This window comes from Pseudomonas asplenii, from assembly GCF_900105475.1.
GTDB lineage: Bacteria > Pseudomonadota > Gammaproteobacteria > Pseudomonadales > Pseudomonadaceae > Aquipseudomonas > Aquipseudomonas asplenii.
On sequence record NZ_LT629777.1, the window covers coordinates 661262 to 688155 of the forward strand.

At 60.7% G+C, this 26894-nt stretch carries 25 protein-coding genes; 8 read left to right on the forward strand and 17 right to left on the reverse strand.

The features are described 5' to 3' along the window. Nucleotides 1-29 precede the first annotated feature (29 nt). The 5 genes from fkpB to murJ all read right to left on the reverse strand — a co-directional run bounded on the left by fkpB (nucleotide 30) and on the right by murJ (nucleotide 6390). Nucleotides 30-485, reverse strand: a complete 456-nt coding sequence (fkpB, locus tag BLU37_RS03040; protein ID WP_019361550.1) for an FKBP-type peptidyl-prolyl cis-trans isomerase — start codon at nucleotides 483-485, stop codon at nucleotides 30-32. After that, nucleotides 478-993, reverse strand: a complete 516-nt coding sequence (gene lspA / locus BLU37_RS03045; protein ID WP_010451819.1) for a signal peptidase II — start codon at nucleotides 991-993, stop codon at nucleotides 478-480. The genes fkpB and lspA overlap by 8 nt, the downstream gene beginning before the upstream one ends. Next, entirely contained in the window at nucleotides 986-3817 is a 2832-nt protein-coding gene (ileS, locus tag BLU37_RS03050; RefSeq protein WP_090202208.1) for an isoleucine--tRNA ligase, read from the reverse strand. The genes lspA and ileS overlap by 8 nt, the downstream gene beginning before the upstream one ends. Next, the gene (ribF, locus tag BLU37_RS03055) at nucleotides 3814-4764 is read right to left on the reverse strand and encodes a bifunctional riboflavin kinase/FAD synthetase (RefSeq protein ID WP_090202209.1); all 951 of its coding nucleotides are present in this window, start codon (nucleotides 4762-4764) and stop codon (nucleotides 3814-3816) included. Before ribF ends, ileS begins: the two co-directional genes overlap by 4 nt. An 87-nt stretch (nucleotides 4765-4851) precedes the next feature. Next, nucleotides 4852-6390, reverse strand: a complete 1539-nt coding sequence (gene murJ / locus BLU37_RS03060) for a murein biosynthesis integral membrane protein MurJ (protein WP_090202210.1) — start codon at nucleotides 6388-6390, stop codon at nucleotides 4852-4854. A 253-nt stretch (nucleotides 6391-6643) separates the two neighbouring features. Here murJ and rpsT point away from each other — a divergent pair, with 253 nt between their 5' ends. Continuing rightward, nucleotides 6644-6916: a 30S ribosomal protein S20 gene (gene rpsT / locus BLU37_RS03065; RefSeq protein ID WP_010451812.1), complete on the forward strand. Its 273-nt coding sequence runs from the start codon at nucleotides 6644-6646 to the stop codon at nucleotides 6914-6916. Between the two features lie 215 nt (nucleotides 6917-7131). On the opposite strand, the gene BLU37_RS03070 is transcribed toward rpsT, so the two are convergent. The 5 genes from BLU37_RS03070 to rplU all read right to left on the reverse strand — a co-directional run bounded on the left by BLU37_RS03070 (nucleotide 7132) and on the right by rplU (nucleotide 10873). Next, nucleotides 7132-7593 carry a CreA family protein gene (locus tag BLU37_RS03070; RefSeq protein WP_026007560.1) on the reverse strand — a complete coding sequence of 154 codons (462 nt, stop codon included), beginning with the start codon at nucleotides 7591-7593 and terminating at the stop codon, nucleotides 7132-7134. 20 nt (nucleotides 7594-7613) lie between these two features. Then, the gene (gene proB, locus BLU37_RS03075; RefSeq protein ID WP_010451809.1) at nucleotides 7614-8732 is read right to left on the reverse strand and encodes a glutamate 5-kinase; all 1119 of its coding nucleotides are present in this window, start codon (nucleotides 8730-8732) and stop codon (nucleotides 7614-7616) included. A gap of 121 nt (nucleotides 8733-8853) precedes the next feature. Beyond that, nucleotides 8854-10077 (reverse strand): Obg family GTPase CgtA, encoded by a 1224-nt coding sequence (cgtA, locus tag BLU37_RS03080; RefSeq protein WP_010451806.1) that lies wholly within the window; start codon nucleotides 10075-10077, stop codon nucleotides 8854-8856. Nucleotides 10078-10266: 189 nt separating this feature from the next. Beyond that, complete coding sequence (gene rpmA / locus BLU37_RS03085; RefSeq protein ID WP_003281574.1) at nucleotides 10267-10524, reverse strand: 50S ribosomal protein L27; 258 nt, start codon at nucleotides 10522-10524, stop codon at nucleotides 10267-10269. 34 nt (nucleotides 10525-10558) lie between these two features. Beyond that, nucleotides 10559-10873 carry a 50S ribosomal protein L21 gene (gene rplU, locus BLU37_RS03090; RefSeq protein WP_007950961.1) on the reverse strand — a complete coding sequence of 105 codons (315 nt, stop codon included), beginning with the start codon at nucleotides 10871-10873 and terminating at the stop codon, nucleotides 10559-10561. Between the two features lie 378 nt (nucleotides 10874-11251). Between rplU and BLU37_RS03095 the strand changes: the two genes are divergently transcribed. The 3 genes from BLU37_RS03095 to BLU37_RS03105 all read left to right on the forward strand — a co-directional run bounded on the left by BLU37_RS03095 (nucleotide 11252) and on the right by BLU37_RS03105 (nucleotide 13213). After that, on the forward strand, nucleotides 11252-12220 hold the full coding sequence (locus BLU37_RS03095; RefSeq protein WP_090202211.1) for a polyprenyl synthetase family protein: 969 nt from the start codon (nucleotides 11252-11254) through the stop codon (nucleotides 12218-12220). A gap of 165 nt (nucleotides 12221-12385) precedes the next feature. Beyond that, nucleotides 12386-12727, forward strand: a complete 342-nt coding sequence (locus BLU37_RS03100; RefSeq protein ID WP_010451787.1) for a zinc ribbon domain-containing protein YjdM — start codon at nucleotides 12386-12388, stop codon at nucleotides 12725-12727. A 228-nt stretch (nucleotides 12728-12955) separates the two neighbouring features. Next, complete coding sequence (locus BLU37_RS03105; protein ID WP_010451786.1) at nucleotides 12956-13213, forward strand: PA4570 family protein; 258 nt, start codon at nucleotides 12956-12958, stop codon at nucleotides 13211-13213. Between the two features lie 142 nt (nucleotides 13214-13355). Here the strand turns inward: BLU37_RS03105 and BLU37_RS03110 are convergent, their stop codons facing one another. Together BLU37_RS03110 and BLU37_RS03115 are read right to left on the reverse strand one after the other, a co-directional pair. Then, a complete protein-coding gene (locus tag BLU37_RS03110; protein ID WP_090202212.1) occupies nucleotides 13356-13973 on the reverse strand; it encodes an FKBP-type peptidyl-prolyl cis-trans isomerase in 618 nt (205 codons plus the stop codon). Nucleotides 13974-14162: 189 nt separating this feature from the next. Next, complete coding sequence (locus tag BLU37_RS03115) at nucleotides 14163-14651, reverse strand: TIGR00645 family protein (protein WP_010451783.1); 489 nt, start codon at nucleotides 14649-14651, stop codon at nucleotides 14163-14165. A 172-nt stretch (nucleotides 14652-14823) separates the two neighbouring features. On the opposite strand from BLU37_RS03115, the gene BLU37_RS03120 reads away from it, so the two are divergent. Then, nucleotides 14824-16650, forward strand: a complete 1827-nt coding sequence (locus BLU37_RS03120; RefSeq protein ID WP_090202213.1) for a hypothetical protein — start codon at nucleotides 14824-14826, stop codon at nucleotides 16648-16650. Nucleotides 16651-16654: 4 nt separating this feature from the next. On the opposite strand, the gene BLU37_RS03125 is transcribed toward BLU37_RS03120, so the two are convergent. Together BLU37_RS03125 and BLU37_RS03130 are read right to left on the reverse strand one after the other, a co-directional pair. Next, nucleotides 16655-16972, reverse strand: coding sequence for a PA4575 family protein (locus BLU37_RS03125; protein ID WP_010451781.1), 318 nt, complete (start codon nucleotides 16970-16972; stop codon nucleotides 16655-16657). A 202-nt stretch (nucleotides 16973-17174) separates the two neighbouring features. Next, nucleotides 17175-19613 carry a Lon protease family protein gene (locus BLU37_RS03130; protein WP_010451779.1) on the reverse strand — a complete coding sequence of 813 codons (2439 nt, stop codon included), beginning with the start codon at nucleotides 19611-19613 and terminating at the stop codon, nucleotides 17175-17177. A 272-nt stretch (nucleotides 19614-19885) separates the two neighbouring features. On the opposite strand from BLU37_RS03130, the gene BLU37_RS03135 reads away from it, so the two are divergent. Continuing rightward, nucleotides 19886-20374, forward strand: a complete 489-nt coding sequence (locus tag BLU37_RS03135; RefSeq protein WP_010451777.1) for a DUF3015 domain-containing protein — start codon at nucleotides 19886-19888, stop codon at nucleotides 20372-20374. Nucleotides 20375-20437: 63 nt separating this feature from the next. Beyond that, nucleotides 20438-22291 (forward strand): Lnb N-terminal periplasmic domain-containing protein, encoded by a 1854-nt coding sequence (locus BLU37_RS03140; protein ID WP_090202214.1) that lies wholly within the window; start codon nucleotides 20438-20440, stop codon nucleotides 22289-22291. Between the two features lie 42 nt (nucleotides 22292-22333). On the opposite strand, the gene BLU37_RS03145 is transcribed toward BLU37_RS03140, so the two are convergent. Next, on the reverse strand, nucleotides 22334-22693 hold the full coding sequence (locus tag BLU37_RS03145) for a hypothetical protein (protein ID WP_090202215.1): 360 nt from the start codon (nucleotides 22691-22693) through the stop codon (nucleotides 22334-22336). A gap of 247 nt (nucleotides 22694-22940) precedes the next feature. Between BLU37_RS03145 and BLU37_RS03150 the strand changes: the two genes are divergently transcribed. Beyond that, nucleotides 22941-23294: a hypothetical protein gene (locus tag BLU37_RS03150; protein ID WP_172832995.1), complete on the forward strand. Its 354-nt coding sequence runs from the start codon at nucleotides 22941-22943 to the stop codon at nucleotides 23292-23294. Nucleotides 23295-23354: 60 nt separating this feature from the next. Here the strand turns inward: BLU37_RS03150 and gdhA are convergent, their stop codons facing one another. Both gdhA and ettA read right to left on the reverse strand, forming a co-directional pair. Beyond that, nucleotides 23355-24692 carry an NADP-specific glutamate dehydrogenase gene (gdhA, locus tag BLU37_RS03155; protein ID WP_090202218.1) on the reverse strand — a complete coding sequence of 446 codons (1338 nt, stop codon included), beginning with the start codon at nucleotides 24690-24692 and terminating at the stop codon, nucleotides 23355-23357. Nucleotides 24693-24950: 258 nt separating this feature from the next. After that, entirely contained in the window at nucleotides 24951-26615 is a 1665-nt protein-coding gene (gene ettA / locus BLU37_RS03160) for an energy-dependent translational throttle protein EttA (RefSeq protein ID WP_010451767.1), read from the reverse strand. Nucleotides 26616-26894 lie beyond the last annotated feature (279 nt).

Here is a 26894-nt window from a genome sequence, read left to right on the forward strand (position 1 = left end):
ATCGCCAGTCATCCGGCGCCGACAGGTGTTCAGGACAGCGCCTTGACCTCGATGATTTCCACATCGAAGGTCAGGACCTTGCCGGCCAGCGGGTGATTGAAGTCGACGGTCACCTGGGAATCGTCAAACGCCTTGACCACACCCGGCAGCTCGGTATTGGCGGCATCGTTGAAGATCACCAGCAAACCTTCCGACAGTTCCATGTCCTGGAACTGCGAACGCGGCATGACCTGCACGTTCTGCGGGTTGGGCTGGCCAAAGGCGTTTTCCACCGGGACGGTCAGGCTACGCTTGTCGCCAGCCTTGAAACCGAACAGGGCGGCTTCGAAACCAGGCAGCAGGTTGCCATCACCGACCTTGAAAGTAGCCGGCGCCTTGTCGAAAGTGCTATCGACCGTGTCGCCGTTTTCCAGGCGCAAGGCGAAATGCAGGGTCACCTGGGTGTTCTGCCCGATCCGTTGCTCAGTCACTGCGTGTTCAGTCATGAACGGTTTCTCCGGACTTTTTGCTCTTGAACATGTCCAGCGCCAACATCACCGCGCCAACGGTAATCGCGCTGTCGGCAAAGTTGAACGCCGGGAAGTACCAGCGGTTCTGCCAGTGCACGAGGATGAAGTCGATGACATGGCCCAGCGCCACACGATCGTACAGATTGCCCAACGCCCCACCCAGCACCAGCGACAGGGCAATCGCCAGCCAGGTTTCGTTGCGGCCCAGGCGCTTGAGCCAGACCACCAGCACCGCACTGACCACCACCGCGATCAGGGCGAACAGCCAGCGCTGCCAGCCGGAACTCTCGGCCAGAAAGCTGAAGGCCGCGCCGGTGTTGTAGGCCAGGGTCCAACTGAAGTAATCGGGAATGATCACGATCTGCTGGTACAGGGTCAGCGAGCTTTCGAAGTGGAGCTTGCTGACCTGGTCGATGACCAGGACCAGCACGCTCAACCACAACCAGCCCAGGCGGCCGAAACGGCCGGCACTGGCATTAGGCATAGTGACGCACCTCGCCTTCGCCGCTGATGTTGTCGACACAACGGCCGCAGATTTCCGGGTGCTCCGGGTTGACCCCGACGTCCTCGCGGCAGTGCCAGCAACGGGCGCACTTGGCGTGGCCGGACTTGACCACCTTGAGTTTCAGCCCCGGCACTTCGGTGACCACCGCATCCACCGGCGCCAGCGCCAGCGGCGCAACCGTCGCGGTGGAGGTGATCAGCACGAAGCGCAGCTCGTTGCTCAGCTTGTCCAGATCGGCGACCAGTGCATCTTCGGCGAACAGGGTCACTTCAGCCTGCAGATTGCCACCCACCGCCTTGGCGGCGCGCTGCACTTCCAGCTCCTTGTTGACCGCAGCCTTTACCGCCATGACCCGATCCCAGTAGTCGCGACCCAGCTCGAAGCCTTCCGGCAGTTCACTGAGGCCTTCGTACCAGGTGTTGAGCATCACCGATTCGTTGCGCTCGCCCGGCAGGTACTGCCACAGCTCGTCGGCTGTGAAAGCCAGGATCGGCGCGATCCAGCGCACCAGCGCCTCGGAGATGTGGAACAGCGCGGTCTGGCAGGAACGCCGGGCCTTGCTGTCGGCACCGGTGGTGTACTGGCGGTCCTTGATGATGTCGAGGTAGAAGCCGCCAAGCTCCTGCACGCAGAAGTTGTGCACCTTGGAATAGACGTTCCAGAAGCGGTATTCACCGTAGTGCACTTCCAGCTCGCGCTGCAGCAGCAGTGTGCGGTCCACGGCCCAGCGATCCAGGGCGAGCATTTCCTCGGCCGGGACGATATCGGTGGCCGGGTTGAAGCCGCTCAGGTTGGAGAGCAGGAAACGCGCGGTGTTGCGGATACGCCGGTAGGCGTCGGCGCTACGTTGCAGGATCTGGTCGGAGACGGCCATCTCGCCCGAATAGTCGGTCGAGGCGACCCACAGGCGCATGATGTCGGCGCCCAGGGTGTCGTTGACCTTCTGCGGCGCGATCACGTTGCCCAGGGACTTGGACATCTTGCGACCGGCTTCGTCGACGGTAAAGCCGTGGGTCAGCAGTTCGCGATACGGCGCGTGGTTGTCGATGGCGCAGCCGGTCAGCAGCGACGAGTGGAACCAGCCACGGTGCTGGTCGGAGCCTTCCAGGTAGAGATCGGCCCGCGGACCGCTGTCGTGACCGAACGGGTGCGAGCCGCGCAGTACGTGCCAGTGGGTGGTACCCGAGTCGAACCAGACGTCCAGGGTGTCGCTGATCTTGTCGTACAGCGGCGCCTCGTCACCGAGCAGCTCGGCAGCGTCCAGTTTGAACCAGGCCTCGATGCCTTCCTGCTCGACGCGCTGGGCCACCTGCTCCATCAATTCGACGGTACGCGGGTGCAGTTCACCGCTTTCCTTGTTGAGGAAGAACGGGATCGGTACGCCCCAGTTGCGCTGGCGGGAGATACACCAGTCCGGACGGTTGGCGATCATCGAGTGCAGGCGCGCCTGGCCCCAGGCCGGTACGAACTGGGTGTCTTCGATCGCCTTGAGCGAACGTTCACGCAGGGTTGGGCCGGACGTCGGCGCCTTGTCCATGCCGATGAACCACTGCGCGGTGGCACGGTAGATCAGCGGGGTCTTGTGACGCCAGCAGTGCATGTAGCTGTGGTTGATGGTTTCGGTGTGCAGCAGCGCACCGACTTCGGCCAGTTTTTCGATGATGGCCGGGTTGGCCTTGAAAATGAACTGGCCACCGAAGAACTCCAGGGACTCGACATACACGCCGTTGCTCTGCACCGGCGTGAGGATGTCATCGTTGACCATGCCGTAGTGCTTGCAGCTCTTGAAGTCGTCCTCGCCGTAGGCAGGGGCGGAGTGAACCACACCGGTACCGGCACCCAGTTCGACGTACTCGGCCAGATACAGAGGCGACAGGCGGTCATAGAACGGATGACGGAAGTTGATCAGCTCCAGGGCCTGGCCCTTGGCGACAGCAACCACCGAGCCTTCCAGCTTGTAGCGCGCCAGACAGGACTCGACCAGTTCCTCGGCCAGCACCAGCAGGCGGTCACCGACATCCACCAGCGCGTAGTTGAACTCAGGATGGACGTTCAGCGCCTGGTTGGCCGGGATGGTCCACGGGGTGGTGGTCCAGATCACGATCGAGGTCGGCTTGGTCAGCGAGGGCAGACCGAAAGCAGCCGCCAGCTTGTCCTGATCGGCGATCGGGAACGCGACGTCGATGGTCGAGGACTTCTTGTCCTGGTATTCGACCTCGGCTTCGGCCAGCGCCGAACCGCAATCGAAGCACCAGTTCACCGGCTTGAGGCCCTTGAACACGAAGCCGCCCTTGACGATTTCGGCCAGGGCGCGGATTTCACCGGCCTCGTTCTTGAAGTCCATGGTCTTGTAGGGGTTGGCGAAGTCGCCCAGTACACCCAGACGGATGAATTCGGACTTCTGCCCCTCGACCTGTTCGGCAGCATAGGTGCGGCACAGTTCGCGGGTCTTGTCGGCGCCCAGGTTCTTGCCGTGGGTCACTTCGACCTTGTGCTCGATCGGCAGGCCATGGCAGTCCCAACCCGGCACATAGGGGGCATCGAAACCGGCCAGGGTCTTGGAGCGGACGATCATGTCCTTGAGAATCTTGTTCAGCGCATGACCGATATGAATCGTGCCGTTGGCGTAGGGAGGACCGTCGTGAAGGATGAACTTCGGACGATCCTTGCCAATCTCGCGCAACTTCCCGTACAGGCCAATGCTGTCCCAGCGCTGCAGAATCTGCGGTTCGCGCTGTGGCAGGCCGGCCTTCATCGGGAAGGCGGTGTCCGGGAGGTTAAGCGTGGCTTTGTAGTCGGTCATTTCAGGCTCTTTGTAAGCGGTGAACCCTGCCAATGGGCACGGGCGGCGGCGACGTCCGCATTGATCGCCGTCTTGAGCGCCTCCAGAGAGGCGAATCGCTGCTCATCGCGCAGCTTGTGGTGGAAAACCACCGTCAAACGCCGGTTGTACAGATCACCGGCAAAATCCAGCAGATGCACTTCCAGGTGGGCATTGCCATCACCCGCTACCGTGGGCCGCACGCCAATATTGGCGACGCCCGGCCACGGCTGGCCGTCGATCTCGACACTGACCAGGTAAACCCCGGTCAGCGGCACGCGACGACGCTTGAGTTGCACGTTGGCCGTTGGCGTACCCAATTGGCGCGCCAGCTTCTGTCCGTGCAGCACCCGCCCGGCAATCCGGAACGGGCGACCGAGCAGACGTTCGGCCAGAGGAAAGTCAGCCGCCGCCAGGGCGTTACGCACCTGGGTACTGCTGACCCGCAGGCCATCGAGTTCGACGGTCTGCGCCGCCTCGACGGTAAAGCCACTGGCCTTGCCGGCCTGCAGCAGAAAATCGAAATCACCGGCACGGTCGCAACCGAAACGGAAGTCGTCGCCAACCTCCAGATGCTGTACGCCCAGGCCGTCGACCAGGATGGTATCGACGAACTCGGAGGCGCTGAGTTTGCTCAGCCGCTGATTGAACGCCAGGCACAACACCCGATCGACGCCTTCGGCGGCCAACAGTTGCAGCTTGTCGCGCAAGCGTGCCAGACGCGCCGGCGCAGTCTCGGGGGCAAAGAATTCGCGCGGTTGTGGCTCGAAAATCACCACGCAGCTGGGTACCCCCAACTCCTGCGCACGCTCGCGCAGACGCGCCAGGATAGCCTGGTGACCACGATGAACACCGTCAAAGTTGCCAATGGTGGCGACACAGCCCCGGTGCCGGGGACGCAGGTTGTGGAGGCCTCGAACCAGCTGCATAACGCGCTTCTTGCTCATAAAGTGGTCGATTATAACCATACCCGGCCGTGCTTAGTACCCGTCATGCGTCGACATCGGCTGCGCTGATCACATCAACGACTTGCGATTGAAATGCCGCAGGCGCAAGCCCATCAGCAGCAGCATCCCGAAGTAGGCCACCACACCCGCCACCACCAGGGCACCCAGCCGCAGGAACCGTTCGAACATGCCCCCCTGATCCCAGGCTGGCATTACGTGCATCAGCCCCAGCAATACTGCCGACATCACCACCACGGCGACCACCAGCTTCAGGAGATACATCCCCCAGCCGGCCTGCGCCACGAACAGTTTCTGCCGGCGCAGTTGCCAGAACAGCAGGCCGGCATTGAGGCAGGCACCGCCGCTGATGGCCAGCGCCAACCCCGCATGGGCCAGGGGGCCGATCAGCACCAGATTGAGCAGTTGGGTGACGGCCAGGGTAAAGATCGCGATCTTTACCGGGGTGCGAATGTTCTGTTGCGCATAAAACCCCGGCGCCAGCACCTTGATCATGATGATCCCCAACAGGCCGACCGAGTAGGCGATCAGCGCCCGCTGAGTCATGGAGGCATCAAAGGCGCTGAACTGACCATACTGGAACAGGGAGACCGTCAAGGGCTCGGAAAGAATCGCCAGCGCCAGCGAACACGGCAAGACCAGCACGAAACACAGGCGCAGCCCCCAATCGAGGATGCGCGAGTATTCATGGCGATCCTTGCTGGCGTAGGTCTTGGACAGGATCGGCAACAGGATGGTCCCCAGCGCCACACCCAATACCCCGGAAGGCAATTCCATCAGACGGTCGGCGTAATACATCCACGACACCGAACCCGCCATCAGGAACGAAGCGAAGATGGTATTGATGATCAGTGAAATCTGGCTGACCGAGACCCCGAGAATCGCTGGCAGCATCTGCTTCATCACCCGCCACACCCCGCTGTCGCGCAGGTTGAGGCGTGGCAGCACCAGCATGCCGATCTTCTTCAGGTGCGGCAGTTGATAGAGCAACTGCGCCAGGCCACCGGCGAGCACCGCCCAACCGAGCGCCATCACCGGCGGATCGAAATAAGGCGTCAGGAACAGGGCGAAGATGATCATGCTGAGGTTCAGCAGGGTCGGCACGAACGCCGGCACCGAGAAGCGGTTCCAGGTGTTGAGGATCGCCCCGGCCAGCGACGACAGTGAGATCAGTAATATATAAGGAAAGGTCACCCGCAACAGGTCGGAAGTCAGCCTGAATTTCTCCGGCGTATCGGCGAACCCTGGCGCCGTCGCCCAGATCACCCAGGGGGCAGCGAGCATGCCCAGCGCGGTCACCAGCGTCAGTACCAGGGTCAGCAGGCCGCTGACATAGGCAATGAAAGTGCGTGTCGCTTCATCGCCCTGCTGGCTTTTGTACTCCGCCAGAATGGGAACGAATGCCTGGGAAAAAGCCCCCTCGGCGAAGATTCGCCGCAGCAGATTGGGCAATTTGAAGGCAATGAAGAAGGCATCCGTCGCCATTCCGGCACCAAAGGCACGGGCAATAATGGTATCGCGCACGAAACCCAGCACCCGGGAGAGCATCGTGATAGAGCTGACGGCGGCCAACGACTTGAGCAGATTCATTGAAAGATTGTGCGCCTTTGGATAAAGAACAGGCGAAATGATCCGCCCGGCTGTGCGATACTCCGCGCCGCAACAGCGCAGAGCCAAAGTTCGCGAGTTTACAGGTCGTAGGCCGGAAAGAAATATCCCGGTGTTACGTACCTACCACTCAGCGGAGCACATCGTTCGCCCTTGACAAGACTTCAACTCATCGGCATGATTCGCGGCCTATTTTGTTTGCTATTCCCTAAAAAGTCTTTCGAGGAGCTCGACGGTGGCCAACTCACCTTCCGCCAAAAAACGTGCTAAACAGGCTGAGAAGCGTCGCAGCCACAACGCCAGCCTGCGTTCCATGGTTCGTACCTACATCAAGAACGTAGTTAAAGCCATCGACGCAAAAGACGCTGCCAAAGCACAAGCCGCCTACGTTCTGGCCGTGCCTGTTATCGACCGTATGGCCGATAAAGGCATCATCCACAAGAACAAGGCCGCTCGTCATAAGAGCCGTCTGAATGGCCACATCAAGGCCCTGGCTGTTGCTGCCTAAGCAACAAGCCTGCTAAAAAACCGACCCTAGGGTCGGTTTTTTATTGCCTGCGATTCAGCCCTTGCGGCGACCCGACCCCGTAAGAGCAGGACTTGCCCGCGAAAGCGACCTCATCAACGATGCAAGGCTCAAGAGCCTATTCGCGGGCAAGCCCGGCTCCTACACAGGGAGTGTCCAACGCCTCGGCAAGCCAGGGCGCGCACCACCTCTGCAAATTACCGATTTGGCCAAGGCAGAATCGGAATCGCCGTCACCGCGTTCTGCGGACTACCCTCGATCAGGCGGTCGCTATAGACCAGATACACCAGGGTATTGCGCTTCTTGTCGAGGAAACGCACCACCTGCATGGTCTTGAACACCAGCGAGGTACGCTCCTTGAACACCTCTTCGCCATCCTTGAGCTCACCACTGAAGCGGATTGCGCCCACCTGACGACAGGCAATCGAGGCCTCGGCACGATCCTCTGCCAACCCCAGACCGCCCTTCAAGCCACCAGTCTTGGCGCGCGACAGATAGCAGGTCACCCCCTCGACCTTCGGATCATCGAAAGCCTCGACCACGATCCGGTCATTCGGCCCGACAAACTTGAACACCGTGGATACCTGACCGATCTCCTCGGCCGACGCCAGCAACGGCAACGCCAGGAACAACCCGAACAATCCTTTTGCCAATCCCATGCCCACTACCCTCGAATCCGTTACACCAGAATAAGATTGTCGCGATGAACCAGCTCCGGCTCCGCCATATACCCCAACAGGCCGACAATGGCATCCGACGACTGCCCAATGATCTTCTGCGCCTCGAGCGCACTGTAGTTGGCCAGCCCGCGAGCGATCTCACGACCGTCCGGCGCCACACACACCACCATCTCGCCACGACGGAAACTGCCTTGAACCCGCTTGACCCCCACGGGCAGCAGGCTCTTGTGATCCCGCGCCAGGGCATTGACCGCCCCCTCGTCGAGCACCAGGGTGCCACGGGTCTGCAGATGCCCGGCCAGCCACTGCTTGCGCGCAGCCAGCATACCGCGCTCCGGCGATAGCAGAGTACCGATACGCTCACCTGCCTTGAGGCGGTCCAGCACCCGCTCCAGACGACCGCCCACGATAATGGTGTGCGCCCCCGAACGTGCCGCCAGCCGCGCCGCACGCAGCTTGGTCTGCATACCGCCACGCCCCAGAGCGCCGCCGGTACCACCCGCAACTGCATCCAGCGCCGGATCGTCGGCCCGAGCCTCATAGATCAGCTGGGCATCGGGATTGTTGCGCGGATCGGCATCGAACATACCGTCGCGATCCGTCAGGATCACCAGCAGATCGGCCTCCACCAGGTTGGCCACCAGCGCCGCCAGGGTATCGTTGTCACCGAAGCGAATCTCATCGGTGACCACCGTGTCGTTCTCGTTGATCACCGGAATGACCTTGAGCTCCACCAGCGCCCGCAAGGTGCTGCGGGCATTGAGGTAGCGCTTGCGGTCGGACAGGTCGTCGTGAGTCAGCAGAATCTGCGCGGTATGGCGATCATGCTCGGCAAAGCTCGATTCCCAGGCCTGCACCAGCCCCATCTGACCGATAGCCGCAGCAGCCTGCAACTCATGCATGGCACTCGGTCGCGCGGTCCAGCCAAGCCGACTCATGCCCGCAGCCACCGCACCGGACGACACCAGCACCAGCTCCACGCCGGCCTCGTGCAAGGCCACCATCTGCTCAACCCAGACTCCCATCGCCGCGCGATCCAGCCCCTTGCCGTCTGCCGTCAGCAGTGCGCTGCCAATCTTGACGACCCAACGCTGCGCACCTGTCACCTTGCTCCGCATGATCTTCCAACCTTTGCCAGCGAGCAGCGCGACCGAGCGCCACTCACGCGATTATGTGATTTACGTGTTACGGATACCAAAACGCCGCTCGAGAGAGCGGCGTTCTAGTTTACCGAATGAATCAGTCGCGGACGTAAATGATTTCCGGACCATCGTCATCATCAACGTCTTCTTCGTCCCAGTCATCGTCACCGATGTCATGGACGCTCTTGACGCCACTACGGCGCAGGGCACGCTGGTCATCCAGGGCCTGCAACTGGGCACGGGCCTCATCCTCGATACGCTGGTCGAGTTCGCGCAACTCATCGGCATAGGCCGGATCATTGGCCAGACGATCGAGACGATCTTCCAGATAACGCATGATGTCGCGAGTCAGGCGCTCGGTGCCCTCACTGGCAATCGCCGAAATCACATAGACCGGACCGGTCCACTGCAAGCGGTCGACCACTTCCTTGACCCGCGCCTCATGCTCTTCCTCGAGGATCTGGTCGCACTTGTTCAGCACCAACCAACGATCACGCTCCGCCAGCGACGGACTGAAGCGCGCCAGCTCGTTGACGATCACTTCGGCGGCATCCGCGGCACTGCTGTCATCCAGCGGCGCCATATCGACGAGGTGCAGCAGCAGACGGGTACGCGCCAGGTGCTTGAGGAAACGGATACCCAGGCCAGCACCTTCCGAAGCACCTTCGATCAACCCCGGAATGTCGGCGATGACGAAGCTCTTCCAGCGATCGACACTGACCACACCCAGGTTCGGCACCAGCGTGGTGAACGGGTAGTCCGCAACCTTCGGTCGCGCAGCCGAAACCGAACGAATGAACGTGCTCTTGCCGGCATTCGGCAGCCCCAACAGACCGACGTCGGCCAACACCTTCATTTCCAGCTTGAGATCACGCTGCTCGCCCGGCTTACCTGGCGTAGTCTGGCGCGGCGCACGGTTGGTACTGGACTTGAAGCGGGTGTTACCCAGACCATGCCAGCCACCATGAGCCACCAGCAGACGCTGGCCATGCTTGACCAGGTCACCAATGATCTCCTGGGTAGCGGAGTCGATCACCGTGGTACCGACCGGCACACGCAGATCCAGATCATCGCCCTTCTTGCCGGTGCAGTCGGTGCTGCCGCCGTTCGAACCGCGCTCGGCATCGAAATGCCGGGTATAGCGGTAATCCACCAGGGTGTTGAGGTTTTCGTCGGCAACCATGTAGACCGAGCCGCCATCCCCACCATCACCACCGTTGGGGCCACCCTTCTCGATGAATTTTTCCCGACGGAAACTCATGCAACCGTTACCGCCATCACCAGCTTTTACGCGAATCGATACTTCATCAACAAACTTCATAACACACGCCTCTCGTCACCAGGACGAGCCGATAGAAATCAAGACATAAGACTCTTGCAAAGATGAGCGCAGCGCTACCAACCTACCCGCGAAACCAACGCCGGGCCCATGCAAACAGCTTTGCAAGAGACTCACCCCACAAACGAAAAAGCCCCGTCGCAAGACAGGGCTTCTCCAGCATTGCCGCGATTAAGCCGCGACGACGCTCACGTAACGACGACCGAAGGCGCCTTTGACTTCGAACTTGATCACGCCTTCGACTTTAGCGAACAGGGTGTGATCTTTGCCCATGCCAACGCCGTAACCAGCGTGGAACTGGGTGCCGCGCTGACGCACGATGATGTTGCCCGCTTTGATAGCCTGGCCGCCATACATCTTCACGCCAAGGCGTTTGGCTTCTGAGTCGCGACCGTTACGGGTACTACCACCAGCTTTTTTGTGTGCCATGAGTTCAATTCTCCAAAAAGGGGATTAGGCTGAATTAAGCCTGAATACCGGTGATTTTGATCTCGGTGTACCACTGACGGTGGCCCATACGCTTCATGTGGTGCTTACGACGACGGAACTTGATGATGCGGACTTTATCGTGACGACCTTGGGAGATCACTTCAGCCACAACGGTAGCGCCAGCAACAACTGGAGCGCCGATGTTCACGTCATCGCCATTGGCGACCAACAGAACGCGATCAAAGGTAACGGATTCGCCAGTGGCGACTTCCAGCTTTTCGATCTTCAGGTATTCACCTGGGGCGACTTTGTACTGCTTGCCGCCGGTAACGATTACTGCGTAAGACATGGTATTTCTCCGATAATCCTGCTCACCCAGCGCTTTATAGGTAAAGGTATTGGCTGGCATGGCTGCATGGGGCTGGAACGGCCCAAGTGCAATTGCGTAAGGCAGGTGCTGCCCAGGAAGTTCAGGGTGCGCGATTGTACGCAAGCCGCTGGCTCCTTGCAAGTGGATCGCAGGCGCTGTGAAAGCGTAGCGAGCGAAGAGAAGACAAGGAAAAAGCAGGCGAGGAAGCGGAGTTTAGGGGCCTAAATGAGCATTCCGAGCCTGCTTTTGACGCAGGATTATCGAGCGCAGTAGCTTTCACAGTGCCTGAGGCTGCCTTGACAGGCCTTACCCCCCGCCCTAGCATGCCGCGCAACCCTTCTGGAGCGACTCTCGCTGATGCAACCCCAAGCTTTCTACCGCGCGGTGGCGGACGATTTTAGCGCCGTCGATGGCATCATCAAGAAGCAACTGACTTCGCGGGTGCCGCTGGTCTCGAAAATCGGTGACTACATCACCTCGGCCGGGGGCAAGCGCCTGCGTCCTTTATTGGTGTTGCTGAGCGGCAAGGCCCTCGGTCGTGAAGGCGACGACCTGCGCCTGCTGGCGGCAACCATCGAGTTCCTGCACACCGCAACCCTGCTGCATGACGACGTGGTCGACATGTCCGGCATGCGCCGTGGTCGCTCCACCGCCAATGCCATGTGGGGCAACGCCCCCAGCGTGCTGGTCGGCGACTTCCTCTATTCGCGCTCCTTCGAGATGATGGTCGAACTGGGCTCGATGCCCGTGATGAAGATCCTCTCCCAGGCCACCCGCATCATCGCCGAAGGCGAAGTGCTGCAGTTGTCCAAGGTCCGCGACGCCAGTACCACCGAAGAAACCTACATGGAAGTCATCCGCGGCAAGACCGCGATGCTCTTCGAAGCCTCGACCCACAGCGCCGCCGTCCTCTGCGGAGCGACCCCGGAACAGGCCGAAGCCCTGCGCACCTTTGGCGATCACCTGGGCGTGGCCTTCCAACTGGTCGACGACCTGCTGGACTACAAGGGCGACGCCGAAACCCTGGGCAAGAACGTCGGTGACGACCTCGCCGAAGGCAAGCCGACCCTGCCGCTGATCTACACCATGCGCGAAGGCACACCGGAACAGGCCGCCCTGGTTCGCCAGGCGATCCAGAAAGGCGGGATCGAAGACCTCGAAAGCATCCGCGCCGCCGTGGAAGCTTCGGGCTCCTTGCAATACACCGCGCAACTGGCCCGTGACTACGTCGCTCGCGCCATTGCCTGCCTGGAAGCACTGCCAGCCAGCGAGTACCGCGATGCCCTGGTCGAGCTGAGCGAGTTCGCCGTCGCCCGTACCCACTGACAAGCCGCCCCTGGCAGGAGCGTGGCTTGCCCGCGAATGGGCCTTGGGGCCGCCGAAAGCTTCGCGGACAAGCCTCGCTCCTGCAGACGTCCGCGACGCCCCCTTTCGCCGATAAAACCCTATATAATGTGCGCTTTTAGCCTTCCCTGAACCTGAGGAGCCCTAGTGAGCACGTTGCCACCCTGCCCCAAATGCAATTCCGAATTCACCTACGAAGATGGCGTCCAACTGGTCTGCCCCGAGTGCGCCCATGAGTGGTCCGCTAGTGGCGAAGCTGAAGCCGCATCCGACGACAGCGTGAAAAAGGATTCTGTGGGCAACATTCTCCAGGACGGCGACACCATCACCGTGATCAAGGACCTCAAGGTCAAGGGCACCTCGCTGGTGGTCAAGGTCGGCACCAAGGTCAAGAACATCCGCCTGTGCGACGGCGATCACGATATCGATTGCAAGATCGACGGCATCGGCCCGATGAAACTCAAGTCGGAATTCGTCAGGAAAGCCTGAGCCGACACGGCGCTGGCGATCAGGCCCAAAGCCTTGTCGCCGGCAGCCCGGAGCGCCCTTTCGGCATCATCCGCAGGCATATCCGCCTGACACTGCATCCCCCACCTACACCCGATCCCTTGTCCCCAGACAAATTCCCCACACAAAAAAACAGGAATCCGCCAATAGGCACTTGCTATTATTTGAATAAGAATTATTCTCATTGAAACCCATCAAGGAGATGAGACCATGACTTATTTGATCGATGCCTGGCTGGACCGTCCACACCCTTACCTGCGCATCCTGCATCGGGAAACGGGCGAAGTCTGTGCGGTACTGGAGGAAGAAGCACTGCATGAACTGCAGGATCAGGGCGACCTGGATGTCAGCAGCCTGAGTTCCAGCGAACCGTTGGTGCTCAAGGAACTGGTGCGCAACCTGTTTCTGTTCTGTTATGCCCGGGCATTGCGCCCGACGGTGGACATCAACAGCAAGTTGCAGATGTGAACATCATCCATTTTCACACCGCAGCCTCTGTGAAAGCAGGCCTTGTGGGAGCACACGGTGCTACGATCCGGTTGATCCGCGAGTAGGCCATCAGCCCATCGCGGACCAGTCGGATCGCCACACCGCCTGCTCCTACAGCGCGTTACAGGACGGCGAGCAGCTCGACGTCGAATACCAGCACGCTGTGTGGCGGGATGCTGCCAACGCCCTGGGCGCCGTAAGCCAGCTCGCTCGGCACGTACAGACGCCATTTGCTGCCGGCGTTCATCAGTTGCAGTGCTTCGGTCCAACCGGCGATCACGCCGCCTACCGGGAATTCGGCTGGCTGGCCACGCTCGTAGGAGCTGTCGAACACGGAACCGTCGATCAGGGTACCGTGGTAGTGAGTGCGCACGGTGTCCTCACGGCTCGGCTTGGCGCCGTCGCCCTGAGTCAGCACTTCGAACTGCAGGCCCGACGCCAGGGTGGTGATACCGTCACGCTTGGCGTTTTCAGCCAGGAATGCCAGGCCGGCACCCGCTGCGGCTTCAGCCTTGGCGGCCGCTTCGGCCTGCATGATTTCACGGATGACCTTGAAGCTGGCGGACAGCTCTTCCTGGCCAACACGGCTTTGCTGACCGTTGAACGCATCGGTCAGGCCCACCAGGATCGCGTCCAGGCTCACGCCAGGTGGCGGGTTGTCACGCAGCTGGTCGCCCAACTGACGGCCAATGCCGTAGCTGACGCGGGTTTCGTCGGTGGACAGATTTACTTCGGACATGACACTGCTCCGCTATGGGTCTGCTCTGGAAAACACCCTGAAGCTGGCATTTTCCCTCGCGCCCGGAACCAAAAAGGGCCAGCAGACTAGCACAGAAGCACGCGGGGTTAGCAGCCTCCAGCCCAGAAACGATACCGCCCGTGCGTTTCACAACGCACGGGCGGTGCAGGTCGGCTGAACAGCCAGGGATCAATGCTTGGTGACTTTATCCAGATACCCCATGGCGAACGCCGATACCACGAACGTCATGTGAATGATCACATACCACTGCAAATGCACCGGATCGACATTCTTGGCGTCCATGAACACGCGCAACAGGTGAATCGAGGAAATTGCCACGATGGAAGCCGCCACTTTCATCTTCAGCGAGGTGGAGTCCATCTTGCCCAGCCAGCTGAGCTTCTCCTTGTCATCGGCGATGTCCAACTGGGAAACGAAGTTTTCGTAGCCGGACATCATCACCATCACCAGCAGCCCGCCCACCAGCGCCATGTCGATCATCGACAGCAGCACCAGGATCAGTTCCGACTCGGCCATGGAAAACACGTTGGGGATAACGTGAAACACTTCCTGGAAGAACTTCAGTGCCAGGGCCAGCAGTCCCAGGGACAGCCCGAAGTAGATCGGGGCCAGGAGCCAGCGCGAGGCATACATCGCATTTTCGATAAACCGTTCCATGAATCTCACACATCGCCTGAAAATGGCGCTGAGTATACCAGCGCCTCAACCAGAGAGAAAAAGCCTGCGCCAAACACCTCGTTCAACAGGAGGACAGCTGCGAACGCATGTTTTTCTGCTAGTGTCGGCATCAATGACATTGCGCACGTACTGTGGACAGGAAAACTGAACAATGGATTTGCAACGCCCCCTGAGTTGCCTCGGACTCTCGGTCGCTCTGCTGCTGAGCGCTTGCTCCCCTCACGACAAGCCGCCACAGGCCAGCCTTGAGGAAAGAACCGCGCAGTTCGAGAAAACCCTGGATAGCCTCCAGGACCCCAAGCTCAAGGACGCGGTGGCGGACCTCGGCGGCTCGCTGCTGCTGCTTGAACGGGCGCGCCTGCGCCTGCGGGAAAAGCCGATCGAAACCGAGTACAGCGAAGATGCCCTGGCGTTGCTCAAGCACTACGCCAGCCCACAGGCCCTGGCCGAGACCTACATCAACGGGCTGTTCGTACTGCGCAAGAAATCCAGCTCCGACTACCTGACCGACCTGCAGCCGATCTTCCCGTTCAGCTTCAACTACCCGACCGAATTTCCCTTCCCCCATGCGCTGGAATGGCAGTCGGTGACCCTGAGCAACAAACAGGTGATTCCCTTCCAGCCCGAATGGTCAGAGACCGATCCCGGTATCCAGTTGAGCCCGTCCAGCGCCAACATGACCAACCCCGATGACCTGACAATCACCTACCCCTACATCGAGGGGCTGGAGGTCGAGAACAGCAAGCAGCCGCAACCGGTCACCCTGCATGGCAAGGTCGAAGTGATCGCGCCCCGCAAGATCGTGACCTTCACCCTGACCGGCAAGGACGTCGGCAAACGCCAGAGCCAAGACAACGTCAGCCTGACCTTGGTCTCCCTCGACAAGAACAATGCCGAAATCGAACTGAGCAACAGTGCGCCGCAGTCCCCGCAGTTGGGCGATACCCCACTCAATCCGCTGATTGTCCAGGCCAAGGACAAAACCGGACAGTTCCTCTCGCGCTCAGGCTCGATCAATGAAAACGCCGCCCAGCTCGCCTTCTATCAGAAGCAACTGGACGAAATGCTCAAGCAGAAAAGCTGGAGCGATGAATTCGAGAAAAAACTCGACGGCGAACAGAAAGCCTTCGAGGCCAGCCAGCCCAGCCGTTATGCCCGTGTGTACTTCAATGGCCTGGTCGATACGCTGGAGGTCAGCGTGCTCGATTTCTCCGACGCCATCGTCAACCGCAAGGAGCTGGACCTGCCGGTACGCCAGTTCGACAACACTACCGGCAAGGAAGTCCAGCCGTTGCCGATGCCCGTGGTGGTCTACGACGACCAGGCCGTCAGCTACCTCAAGGACGCCAACCTCGATGCCGAGCGACTGAAAAAGAGCGTCACTATCAGCCAATCGGTCGAGGATGCCAGCGCAGCCCGTATCGAGTTCGACCACCCCAGGACCTTCAACGACGAACTACTCGGTTCATCCCTCAACCCCGGCGACAGCCCGGTCACCTTTTTCGCCGAAGATGAGCACGGCAAGCGCGGCGAGCCCCTGGAACTGCCGAAGGAAGCCTTCGAGGTCGATCCGCTGGAAGGCTCGATCACCTACGATCTCAACCTGTTTCCGGAAACACCGGCCTATGCCATCGGCTCGATCCCGATGTTTCTCGCCAGCATCCAGAAAAACACTCTCGATGCGCGCCAGTTGCCCAAAGGCCTGGAATTGCGAGGCAACGCGCTGATTGTCGACCAGAAGCAGTTTCCCGCCGAGTCCTGGCGCTTTTACGCCAAGGACGACAGCGGCAACTACCTGAAGGAAGTCCTCACCAGCAGCCCCAATGAAAAAACCGGCTCGGCACCGGTCAATGAGGTGCATTACTTCTACGGCCAGCCAACGCAACTGGAAAGCTACCAGCGCACCGACCTGCAGACCGTCGAGTACGGTTTCGAGGTCAAGCTCGACAAGGTCCAGAACAACGAACCGACCGAATGATCTCTCAATGCAACTGCCGGCCACGCGAGCCGTTGATCTGCCGGAGCTGAGCCTGCAGGTGCAGACGCCAGATCTGCGGTTCCTCGGCCAGTTGGTAGCCGTGCAGGGTCAGGCTTTCGACAATCGAGTCGAGGATCGATTCGGCAACGAAGGGGCCATGGAACGGGCCCTGGGATTTGATTGCGGAGGGCTGCTCACCCGCCATTCCAGCGGCAAACAGCAGAGCCCACATACCGTTATCCCCGGCAAGCGGGCGAATGACGCATTCGATACGGGTGACCAGCCCCAGGCATTGGCGGGTAAGACACAGGCTGCGCGACATGACGGCGACCCTCGGTAGATCCTGTCTTCAGGCCCCAACGGGGTCTGCATGGTTCCAGTGACTACTGTGGATGTCCTTGCCCTGAGAATAGAATAAATCCAGGCTGTACATGAGCCTGGAGGACAAACGGACACCTTTTCGAAAAACGTCAAACTCTTGAGCGTGGCGTGGAGGCCAGCCTGCCGGCCCCCACCAGCGGACATCAGGACGGCTTGACCTCCGCCAGCGCCTGCTCGGCGGCCTCCTTCTCGGCCTCCTTGAGATCCTCTTCACTGATCAGTTCGGCGATCACCCGCAGACGCTCCACCACCCGCGCATTGACGCTGCCTTCCGGGAACTGGCCATCGGCATCCGGCTCACCGGCCGGCTCGCCCACCAGCAGGCTCAGCGCCTCGTCGGCCTGGCGCACCGCATAGACGTGGAACATCCCGGCACGTACCGCCTGCAGGACCTTCTCGTCGAGCATCAGGGTGGCGACGTTGGCCTGCGGGATGATCGCCCCCTGCTCGCCCGTCAGGCCACGAGCTTCGCAGAGACGGAAGAACCCTTCGATCTTCTCGTTGACCCCACCGACCGCCTGCACCTCACCGAACTGGTTGATCGAGCCGGTAATGGCAAAGCACTGCTTGAGCGGCGTTTTCGACAAGGCCGAAATCAACGTGCAGGCCTCGCCGAGGGACGCGCTGTCGCCATCCACGTAACCGTAGGACTGCTCCAGGGCGATACTCGCGGAAATCGCCAAGGGAAACTCTTGGGCATATCGGCTACCCAGGTAGCCGGTCAGGATCATTACCCCTTTAGAGTGAATCGGCTGGCCAAGGTTCACTTCACGCTCGATGTCGACGATGCCGCTGCCACCCGGATAGACCGTGGCGGAAATTCGCGCCGGCACGCCAAACGCCGAATCACCGACCTCCAGCACCGTCAGACCGTTGCACTTGCCGACTGCCGCACCGGCGGTATCGATGAGGATGATACCCGCCAGCATGTCGTCGAGAATCCGCGCCGATACTCGCCCGGTACGCGTGGCCTTGGCCTTCAGCGCCCGCTCGATATGGCCGGCGTCAGTCCGTTCATCGCCGGCCAGGTGCCGAATGAAATCCGCCTCGCTGACCAACTGGAACAGATCGCCGATGCGCGCCGACAAACGCCCCTGGTGTTCGGCCAGGCGCGCGCTGTAGGTCGCCAGGCGCGCCACCGCATCGGCGGTCAGCGGCGCCATGCCCTCTTCCGAGGTACGGGTCTTGAGCAACTGCGCGAACTGCTCAAGGCTCTCGTCGACCATTGGAATGTCTTCGTCGAAGTCCACAAGCACCCGGAACATCTCCTGAAAATCCGGATCCAGGTCCTGCAGGGTGTAGTAGAGCTGGCGAGCGCCGATGATGATGACCTTGACCTGCAACGGGATCACTTGCGGGTTCAGGGTCACGGTCGCCAGGCGCCCCAGCTCGCCCAGCGGCGACTCCATCTTCAACTTGCGCGACTGCAACGCCCGCTTGAGGGCATCCCAGACGAACGGCTCGCTGAGCATCTTCTCGGCTTCGAGGATCAGGAAACCGCCATTGGCCCGGTGCAACGCCCCGGGGCGCAGTTGCCGGTAGGTGGTGTACAACGCGCCCTGGTCAGTGCTGTATTCGATCCGGCCGAACAGGTTGTCGTAGGTCGGGTGCGGCTCGAACACCACCGGCGCACCGCCGCTGGCCGGATGGCCGACCACCAGGCTCGGGGCATACTGCTCTTCGAGCAGCTTGCGGGCCACGGCGTCAGTCTTGCTGTCGTCGACCAGTTGCTCGACCACGGTCCTGAGCAGATTGACCTGCATGGCTTGCAGGTACCCACAGACGGCCGCATTTTCCGCGTACTTTTCCGACAACGGTGCAAGCAGGGGCTGCAAGGCCAGGGTGATGGTTTCTTCGTTCAACTGGCGCAGTTGATTGTTCGACTCACGTTTCCATTGCGGCAGGCTGGCCAGTTCCTCGTTGAGGCGTTCCTCGAGGTCGGCGATGTCGGCATGGAAACGCTCGCGCTCGGCCTCCGGCAACTGGGCGAACTCTGCTTCGTCAAGGGCCTTGCCGTCGCTCATCGGAGTAAAGGCAATATTGCTGCTGTCACGGTACAGGGCGACGTCCTTCTCCAGCGCCAGGCGCTCGATCACATCCAGCGCGCGGTCGTAGCGCTGATTGAAGGAGCGATCGATACCGCTTTTTTTCTGCTGGTAGGAAGGGTGCTCGAATACTGCCGGAAAAGTCGCCAGCAGATTGTCGATCAGACCACCGATGTCACTGATGAAGGCGCCGGCCTCGCCCGCAGGCAACTCCAGCGCACGTGGCTCCCGTGGTTCATCGAAATGATTGACGTAAACCCAGTCCGAAGGGGTCTGCAAACGCTTGCCTTCGGCCTTGAGGTAACGTTTGACGAATGAAAACCGACCGGTTCCCGGTTCGCCCATGACGAACACGTTGTAACCGGGGCGTGGCATCGCCACACCGAACTGCAACGCTTCGACCGCGCGTTCCTGGCCAAGCACACCGCGAAAAGGCTCCAGATCATTGGTGGTAGAGAAGCTGAACTGTTCAGCGGAAAAAGGGCGAGTCAGCGCTTCAGGCGCAAGACGCAGGCTGGCAGCAACAGAATCAGACATCGGGCTTCCTTACATCAGGCGGGGCAGATAAAAGCATTCTGGCGCTGCCCGTACCCGGCTGGCAAGGCGACCGATGGATGAATCCTCAAGTCGAGGCTCAAGCACTCGGAACCGTCCCACAGAAGACAGAGTTCATTATTCGAGCAAAAAATCACGGAACCCTTGGATAATGCCTAAACTCCAACGTGCGCGGCCGGAGAGATAACCGGCCCACCGGCGCTTGCACAGACCGGTCCCTTGTTTTTTGGCATGCACACAAAGAGAACAAAGCTATGAAACGGATTCTTCTCGGTACTCTCTTCACCGTTGTCTCCCTCCAGGCCATGGCACAGGCACCAGGCGGGCCGGATTGCGGTTGGGGCAACATGCTGTTCAAAGGCCAGCGCGGCACCCCGGCTCACTTCCTGGCTTCCACCACCAACGGCACTTCCGGTAACGCCACCTTCGGCATGACGTCCGGTACCAACGGTTGCTCGACCAAGGACGCCCTGACCTACGGCGGCAAATCCTGGATCGCCATGAATGGCATGATGAACGAGCTGTCGGAAGACATGGCCAAGGGCCAGGGCGAAGCCCTGACCACCTACGCTGTGGTGCTGGGTGTCGCCCCCGAGGATCGCGCGCATTTCGCTGCCGTGACCCACGAGCACTTCCAGCAGATCTTCAGCAAGGCCGACGTCACCGCCGACGACGTGCATACCAATACCCTGGCCGTTCTCAAGAACGACCCGCGCCTGGCCAAGTACGCTACCCAGGCTTGAGCGTGACCCGCCCGCCCCTCGGGGCGGGCATTCCCTGCCCGACCCGGACAACAGTTGCCCACCATGCTCAAACGCCTTGCCTATCTGGCGCTCTGCGCCTGTGCTCCGCTCCAGGCCGCTTCACACCTCGATGATCAACGTTTGCAGCAACTGGCCAACGATCCCTTCTGGATTTCCCTGGGCCATTACGAACACGCCAAGCTCGGTGGCTGGCGCAGCTACGTCAATGACAAAAAATTCTTTCTCGCCGCCGAGGGTGCCCATCATCCCGATGCCGAACTGAAGGCTACCGTCGCCGCGCTCTACGCCCCGGCCAGCGCCGGCAATCAGCATGCACAGTGCGTGTATCCCGCACGGACTCGCTGGCTCAAGGCCCAATTGCAGTTGAACGACCTGCCGGCCGTGGACTGTTCCGACTTCAAGCAGTGGTTCAAGGAAGTTTCGCCCCACAGCACAGTGATGATCTTTCCCGCAGCCTACCTGAACAGCCCATCGTCGATGTTCGGACATACCCTGCTGCGGATCGACCAGGCCGATGTCCAGCGCGATCAGACCGCGCTGCTCAGCTACGCGATCAACTTCGGTGCCTACATCGAAGGCTCGGACAACAGCATCCTCTATGCCTGGAAAGGTTTGATGGGTGGCTACCCGGGCCTGTTCGCCCTGGTCCCCTACCAGGAAAAACTGGCCGAATACCGTAGCCTGGAAAACCGCGACCTGTGGGAATACCGGCTGAACCTGACCCCGGAAGAAACCGCACGCATGGTCGAGCACGTCTGGGAGCTGAAACAGATCCAGTTCGACTATTTCTTCTTCGACGAGAACTGCTCCTATCGCCTGCTCGAACTGCTGCAGGTCGCCCGCCCCAGACTGCGCCTGACCGGGCAGTTTCCGCTGACGGCGATCCCCACCGACACCGTGAAGGCGGTCAAGGAAGCTGGCCTGGTGGAGAAGATCGACTACCGCCCGTCCCGCGAGCGTGAACTGCTGGAACGGGCCAAGCCCCTGAGCGCCGACGAACAACAATGGGTACTCAAGGTCAGTGCCGAACAGAAAGTCCTGCAAGACCCGGCCTTCAAGGCTCTGCCCCGCGATCGCCAGGCTTTGATCGTCGATGCCGCCTATCGGCTCGAACGCTATCGGGCCAACGGCCAGGAGCGTGACCCGGTACAGGCACAACGCAGTTTCGAACTGCTGCGGGCAATCAATCGCAATCCGGCGCCGGAGTTGCAGATCACCCCGCCCGGGCTACCGGAAAACGGTCATGAGTCGCGGACCTGGCAGGCCGGCGTCGGCACTCGGGGCAGCCGGGCCTTTGGCGAGTACGGCCTGCGCATGGCCTACCACGACCTGAACGATAACGCCGAGGGCTTCCCTCTGGGCGCGCAGATCGAAATCCTGCAAATGAAACTGCGCCAGTACGAGGGCAACCACTGGCAGTTGCAACAACTGGACCTGGCGACCATCCGCTCGCTGACACCGCGCAATGAGCTGCTGCAACCCTGGTCCTGGCAAGTCACCGGCGGGCTGGAGCGGGTCCCCGGCAAGCATGACGACCAGACCCTGGTCAGCCATGTGAATGGCGGTGCCGGCGGCACCTGGCAACTGAGCGACAACCTGCTCGGCTTTGCCCTGGGCACCGTACGCCTGGAACACAACGCCGATTTCGCTGCCTTCGTCTCGCCGGCCAGCGGTTTCAACACCGGCCTGTTATGGAAGAACCCATTGGGCAACCTGAGCCTGGAAGCCAAGGGCGACTATTTCACCAATGGTGAAGTGCGCCGCAGCCTGAGCCTCAATCAGCAATGGGAGTTGTCGCGTAACCTCGGCCTGCGCCTGAGCGCTCAACGCGAGTTCAGCAAACTGGCGTCAGCGGAAAACGAAGTCATGCTGGAGCTGAAGTGGTACCACTATTGAATCGGGCCCGCGACGGAGCGGGCCATGACACGTCCAACCGGCTCAATCACACAGCAGCTTCGCTCGCCCGGGATCACGCTCCACCGACTGCTCCAGCAGGCGCAGGCAATGTTCCTGATCGCGCCGGCGCATATTGTCGATGCTGATATTGCCGACACTCTCCGGTTCCGTCCGCTCCGAGAAACGGATATCCACCACGGGCAACTCCGGCTGCAGTTGAAACCGGCTGGCGGGCTCCTCGACGGCTGTCCTGGATGGCTCCGGCACGGCAGCAGCAGGCAAATCGTCCACCGTCATGCCAAAACGGCCCAACAGGGAACTCTCGGGCAAGGGCTCTCCCATGGCAACGCAGGCGGACAAGGTCAGGCCGACACCCATGCCATGGGCTTTGAAACAACTCATACACCACTCTCTTTTACTGTGACGACAAACGTCCCCGGCACACATGCACGGGGCTGAAACACTCGGCGCAGAACGCTCGATGCGGGATTAACCTACTCGAAAGATGACGACCGGCGTCAGGAAAATTTACCGTCGAGCGCCACAAAGCGCTCAACTGCAACGCTCTGGCGACAGTGCCTTCACGCGCCACTCACAAAGAACGGCCTACACTCAATGACATACCGGTCGAGGAATCAAGGTGTCCATGATGTGGCGTTGGCTGTTGTTGGGCGTGCTGCTCGTGCTCGCCGGTTGCGAGTCGACCCACGACCATCTGCTCATGCAAGGTTATCCACCAGCGTTTGCCGATGGCTTCGACGACGGTTGCGCCAGCGGTCGGCAGGCAGCCGGTGTCATCACCGGCCAGTTCAGGAAAAACGTGCCTCGCTACCTGCACGAGCGTGAGTACTCAACTGGCTGGGACGATGGATTCCGCCAGTGCCAGGCGATGCGCGAAAATGAAGACCGCGAGGCCTACAAGAATCGCCACTGGGACGAACGCGAGCGAGCCTGGCAACAGGAAAAGGACCGCGACGCCGCACGGGCCTACCGCTCGCAATAGCCTGTGCCAGGCCGGATCGATCCGGCCTGACCGTTGACGCCGCCAGCCCTGTCAGCCCGCTCAGACCACGCCTTGGGCCAGCATGGCTTCGGCGACCTTGACGAAGCCGGCAATGTTGGCGCCCTTGACGTAGTTGACCCGACCATTCTCCTCGCCGTAGTGCACGCAGGCATGATGGATCGCCTGCATGATGCCGTGCAGCTTGCTGTCGACCTCACCCGACGTCCATAACAGGCGCATGGCGTTCTGCGACATTTCCAGGCCACTGACCGCTACACCGCCGGCATTCGAGGCCTTGCCCGGAGCGAACAGGGTACCGGCCTCGATAAAGATATCCACAGCCTCCAGAGTGGTCGGCATGTTGGCGCCTTCGGCCACGCAGATGCAGCCATTGCGCAGCAGGGTCCGGGCAGCTTCGGCATCCAGCTCGTTCTGGGTCGCGCAGGGCAGCGCGATATCGCAGTTCAGGCTCCAGGGATGCTGGCCGGCCAGAAACTCCAGGCCGAAACGTTGCGCCAGCTCGCTGATCCGCCCGCGCTGGACGTTCTTCAGGTCCATCAGCGCCTGCCATTGCTCTTGCGTCAGGCCGGTTTCGCAATACAGCGTGCCCTCGGAGTCGGACAGTGAGATCACCTTGCCGCCCAGGTCCATGACCTTGCGCGCCGCATACTGGGCGACGTTGCCGGAACCGGAGATCGCCACCCGCTTGCCTTCGACCCGTTCACCCTTGCGTTTGAGCATTTCCTCAGCGAAATACACGCAGCCGAAACCGGTCGCTTCCGGACGGATCAGACTGCCGCCGTAGCTCATGCCCTTGCCGGTCAGCACCGAAGTGAACTGGTTGGCCAGGCGCTTGTACTGACCGAACAGGAAACCGATCTCGCGGGCGCCGACACCAATGTCGCCGGCCGGTACATCCACATCGGCACCGATATGGCGATACAACTCGCTCATGAACGCCTGGCAGAACCGCATGACCTCCGCATCGCTCTTGCCCTTGGGATCGAAGTCCGAGCCACCCTTGCCGCCGCCCATCGGCAGCGAAGTCAGGGCGTTCTTGAAGCTCTGTTCGAAAGCGAGGAACTTCAGCACGCCGAGGTTCACCGACGGATGGAAACGCAGACCGCCCTTGTACGGGCCGATGGCGCTGTTCATCTGGATACGGAAACCGCGGTTGACCTGGACCTTGCCCTGATCGTCGACCCACGACACGCGAAACGTGATGGCCCGTTCCGGCTCACACAGACGTTCGAGAATGCCCGACGTCAGATAGTGCGGATTGGCCTCCAGAAAAGGCCACAGGCTGCGCAGGACTTCCTCCACCGCCTGGTGGAATTCCGGTTGATCCGGATCACGTGTTTTCAGACGGGCGAGAAAGTGGTCGACAGATTCGGTCATGGGAGGGTCTCGTCAATGAGTTGTCATTTTCAATAATTCGACCCGGACTTTAGCAACTGACCGAGCACTATGACAGTGCAAAATGTCGCACTTATGAATTTAAATGGTGCTTTTTATATAAAACTCCGTACCAAATGGGCTTTTAAGGCACCATTAAAAAGCACAAGAACACCCTTGACGCACCAGGGTGGAAATACCGGAAAAACGAGCAAAAAAAAGCGGAGCCCCAAGGCTCCGCCGTTTCCACCACCGGCCCGATCAGGCCAGTTTCTTGTGTCGTACACGATGCGGCTGGGCCGCAGCCTCGCCGAGACGTTTCTTGCGATCGGCCTCGTACTCGGTGTAGTTGCCTTCGAAGAACACCGCTTGCGAATCGTCTTCGTAGGCCAGGATATGCGTGGCCACACGGTCCAGGAACCACCGATCGTGGGAAATCACGATGGCCGCACCCGGGAAGTCCAGCAGGGCTTCTTCCAGGGAACGCAGGGTTTCGACGTCGAGGTCGTTGGACGGTTCGTCGAGCAGCAGGACGTTACCGCCCTCCTTCAGGGTCAATGCCAGATGCAGGCGGCCGCGCTCACCACCGGACAGGTCCTTGACGAATTTCTGCTGGTCGCCCCCCTTGAAGTTGAAGCGACCGACGTAGGTACGCGACGGGATCTCGTAGTTGCCGATGCGGATCTGGTCGGAACCATCGGAGATCTGCTGGAACACGGTCTTGCTGCCGTCCAGGTCCTCGCGGCTCTGGTCGACGCAGGCCAGTTGCACGGTTTCGCCGATCTCGATGCTGCCCGAGTCCGGGGTTTCCTTGCCCATCAGCATGCGGAACAGCGTCGATTTACCCGCACCGTTACCGCCGATCACGCCGACGATCGCGCCCTTGGGCATGCTGAACGACAGGTTGTCGATCAATACGCGGTCGCCATAGCCCTTGGTGACGTTCTTGAACTCGATGACCTTGTCACCCAGGCGCGGACCGGCCGGGATATAGATCTCGTTGGTCTCGCTGCGTTTCTGGAATTCCTGCGACTGCATTTCCTCGAAACGTTGCAGACGAGCCTTGGATTTCGACTGGCGTGCCTTGGCGCCCTTGCGCACCCACTCCAGTTCTTCTTTCATGGCCTTTTCATGCGCCGACTGCTGCTTGGATTCCTGGGCCAGACGATCGGACTTGGCTTCCAGCCAGCCCGAATAGTTGCCTTCGTACGGAATACCGGCGCCGCGGTCGAGTTCGAGAATCCAGCCGGCGACGTTATCCAGGAAGTAACGGTCGTGGGTGATCGCAACCACGGTGCCCGGGAAGTCGTGCAGGAAGTGCTCCAGCCAGGCCACGGAATCGGCGTCCAGGTGGTTGGTCGGTTCGTCGAGCAGGAGCATGTCCGGGGCCGACAGCAGCAGGCGGCACAGGGCAACGCGACGCTTTTCACCACCAGACAGGTGCTCGACACGAGCATCCCAGGCCGGCAGGCGCAGCGCATCGGCGGCGACTTCCAGCTGACGCTCCAGGTTGTGGCCGTCGCTGGCCTGCAGGATCGCTTCCAGCTTGGCCTGTTCGGCGGCCAGCTTGTCGAAGTCGGCATCCGGATCGGCGTAAGCGGCGTAGACCTCATCCAGGCGAGCCTGGGCGTCCTTGATCACGCTGACCGCTTCCTCGACCACTTCACGCACGCTTTTGTTCGGGTCCAGTTGCGGTTCCTGTGGCAGGTAGCCAATGTTCAGGTCCGGCATCGGCCGCGCCTCACCGTCGAACTCGGTGTCGACGCCCGCCATGATTTTCAACAGTGTGGACTTACCCGAGCCGTTCAGGCCCAGAACGCCGATCTTGGCGCCAGGGAAAAACGACAGGGAGATGTTTTTCAGGATTTCCCGCTTCGGCGGCACAACTTTGCCCAGCCGATGCATGGTGAAGACGTATTGAGCCATGGAGAACCTAGTGTCAGTGACTGATTGAATAGAAAGGTGTAGCCCGGACCAGGCGGCATTGCGCGGCATGCGTTATGCATTATCGAATGCAGCGCCCATCCAGCGTCAATTAGGGAGCGCAAAAACGCCCGCGTAACAGGTAAAATTACCTGAATGTGTGCACCAGGGCAAACCGCTCGGGGGAACAGGACTGGCACTTTGCCACAACTCAAGGCATGCTAGCCGCCCTGCGGGCGTCCGGCTTATAGTGCACGTCGCGCCAATCCAGCCCAACCGCAG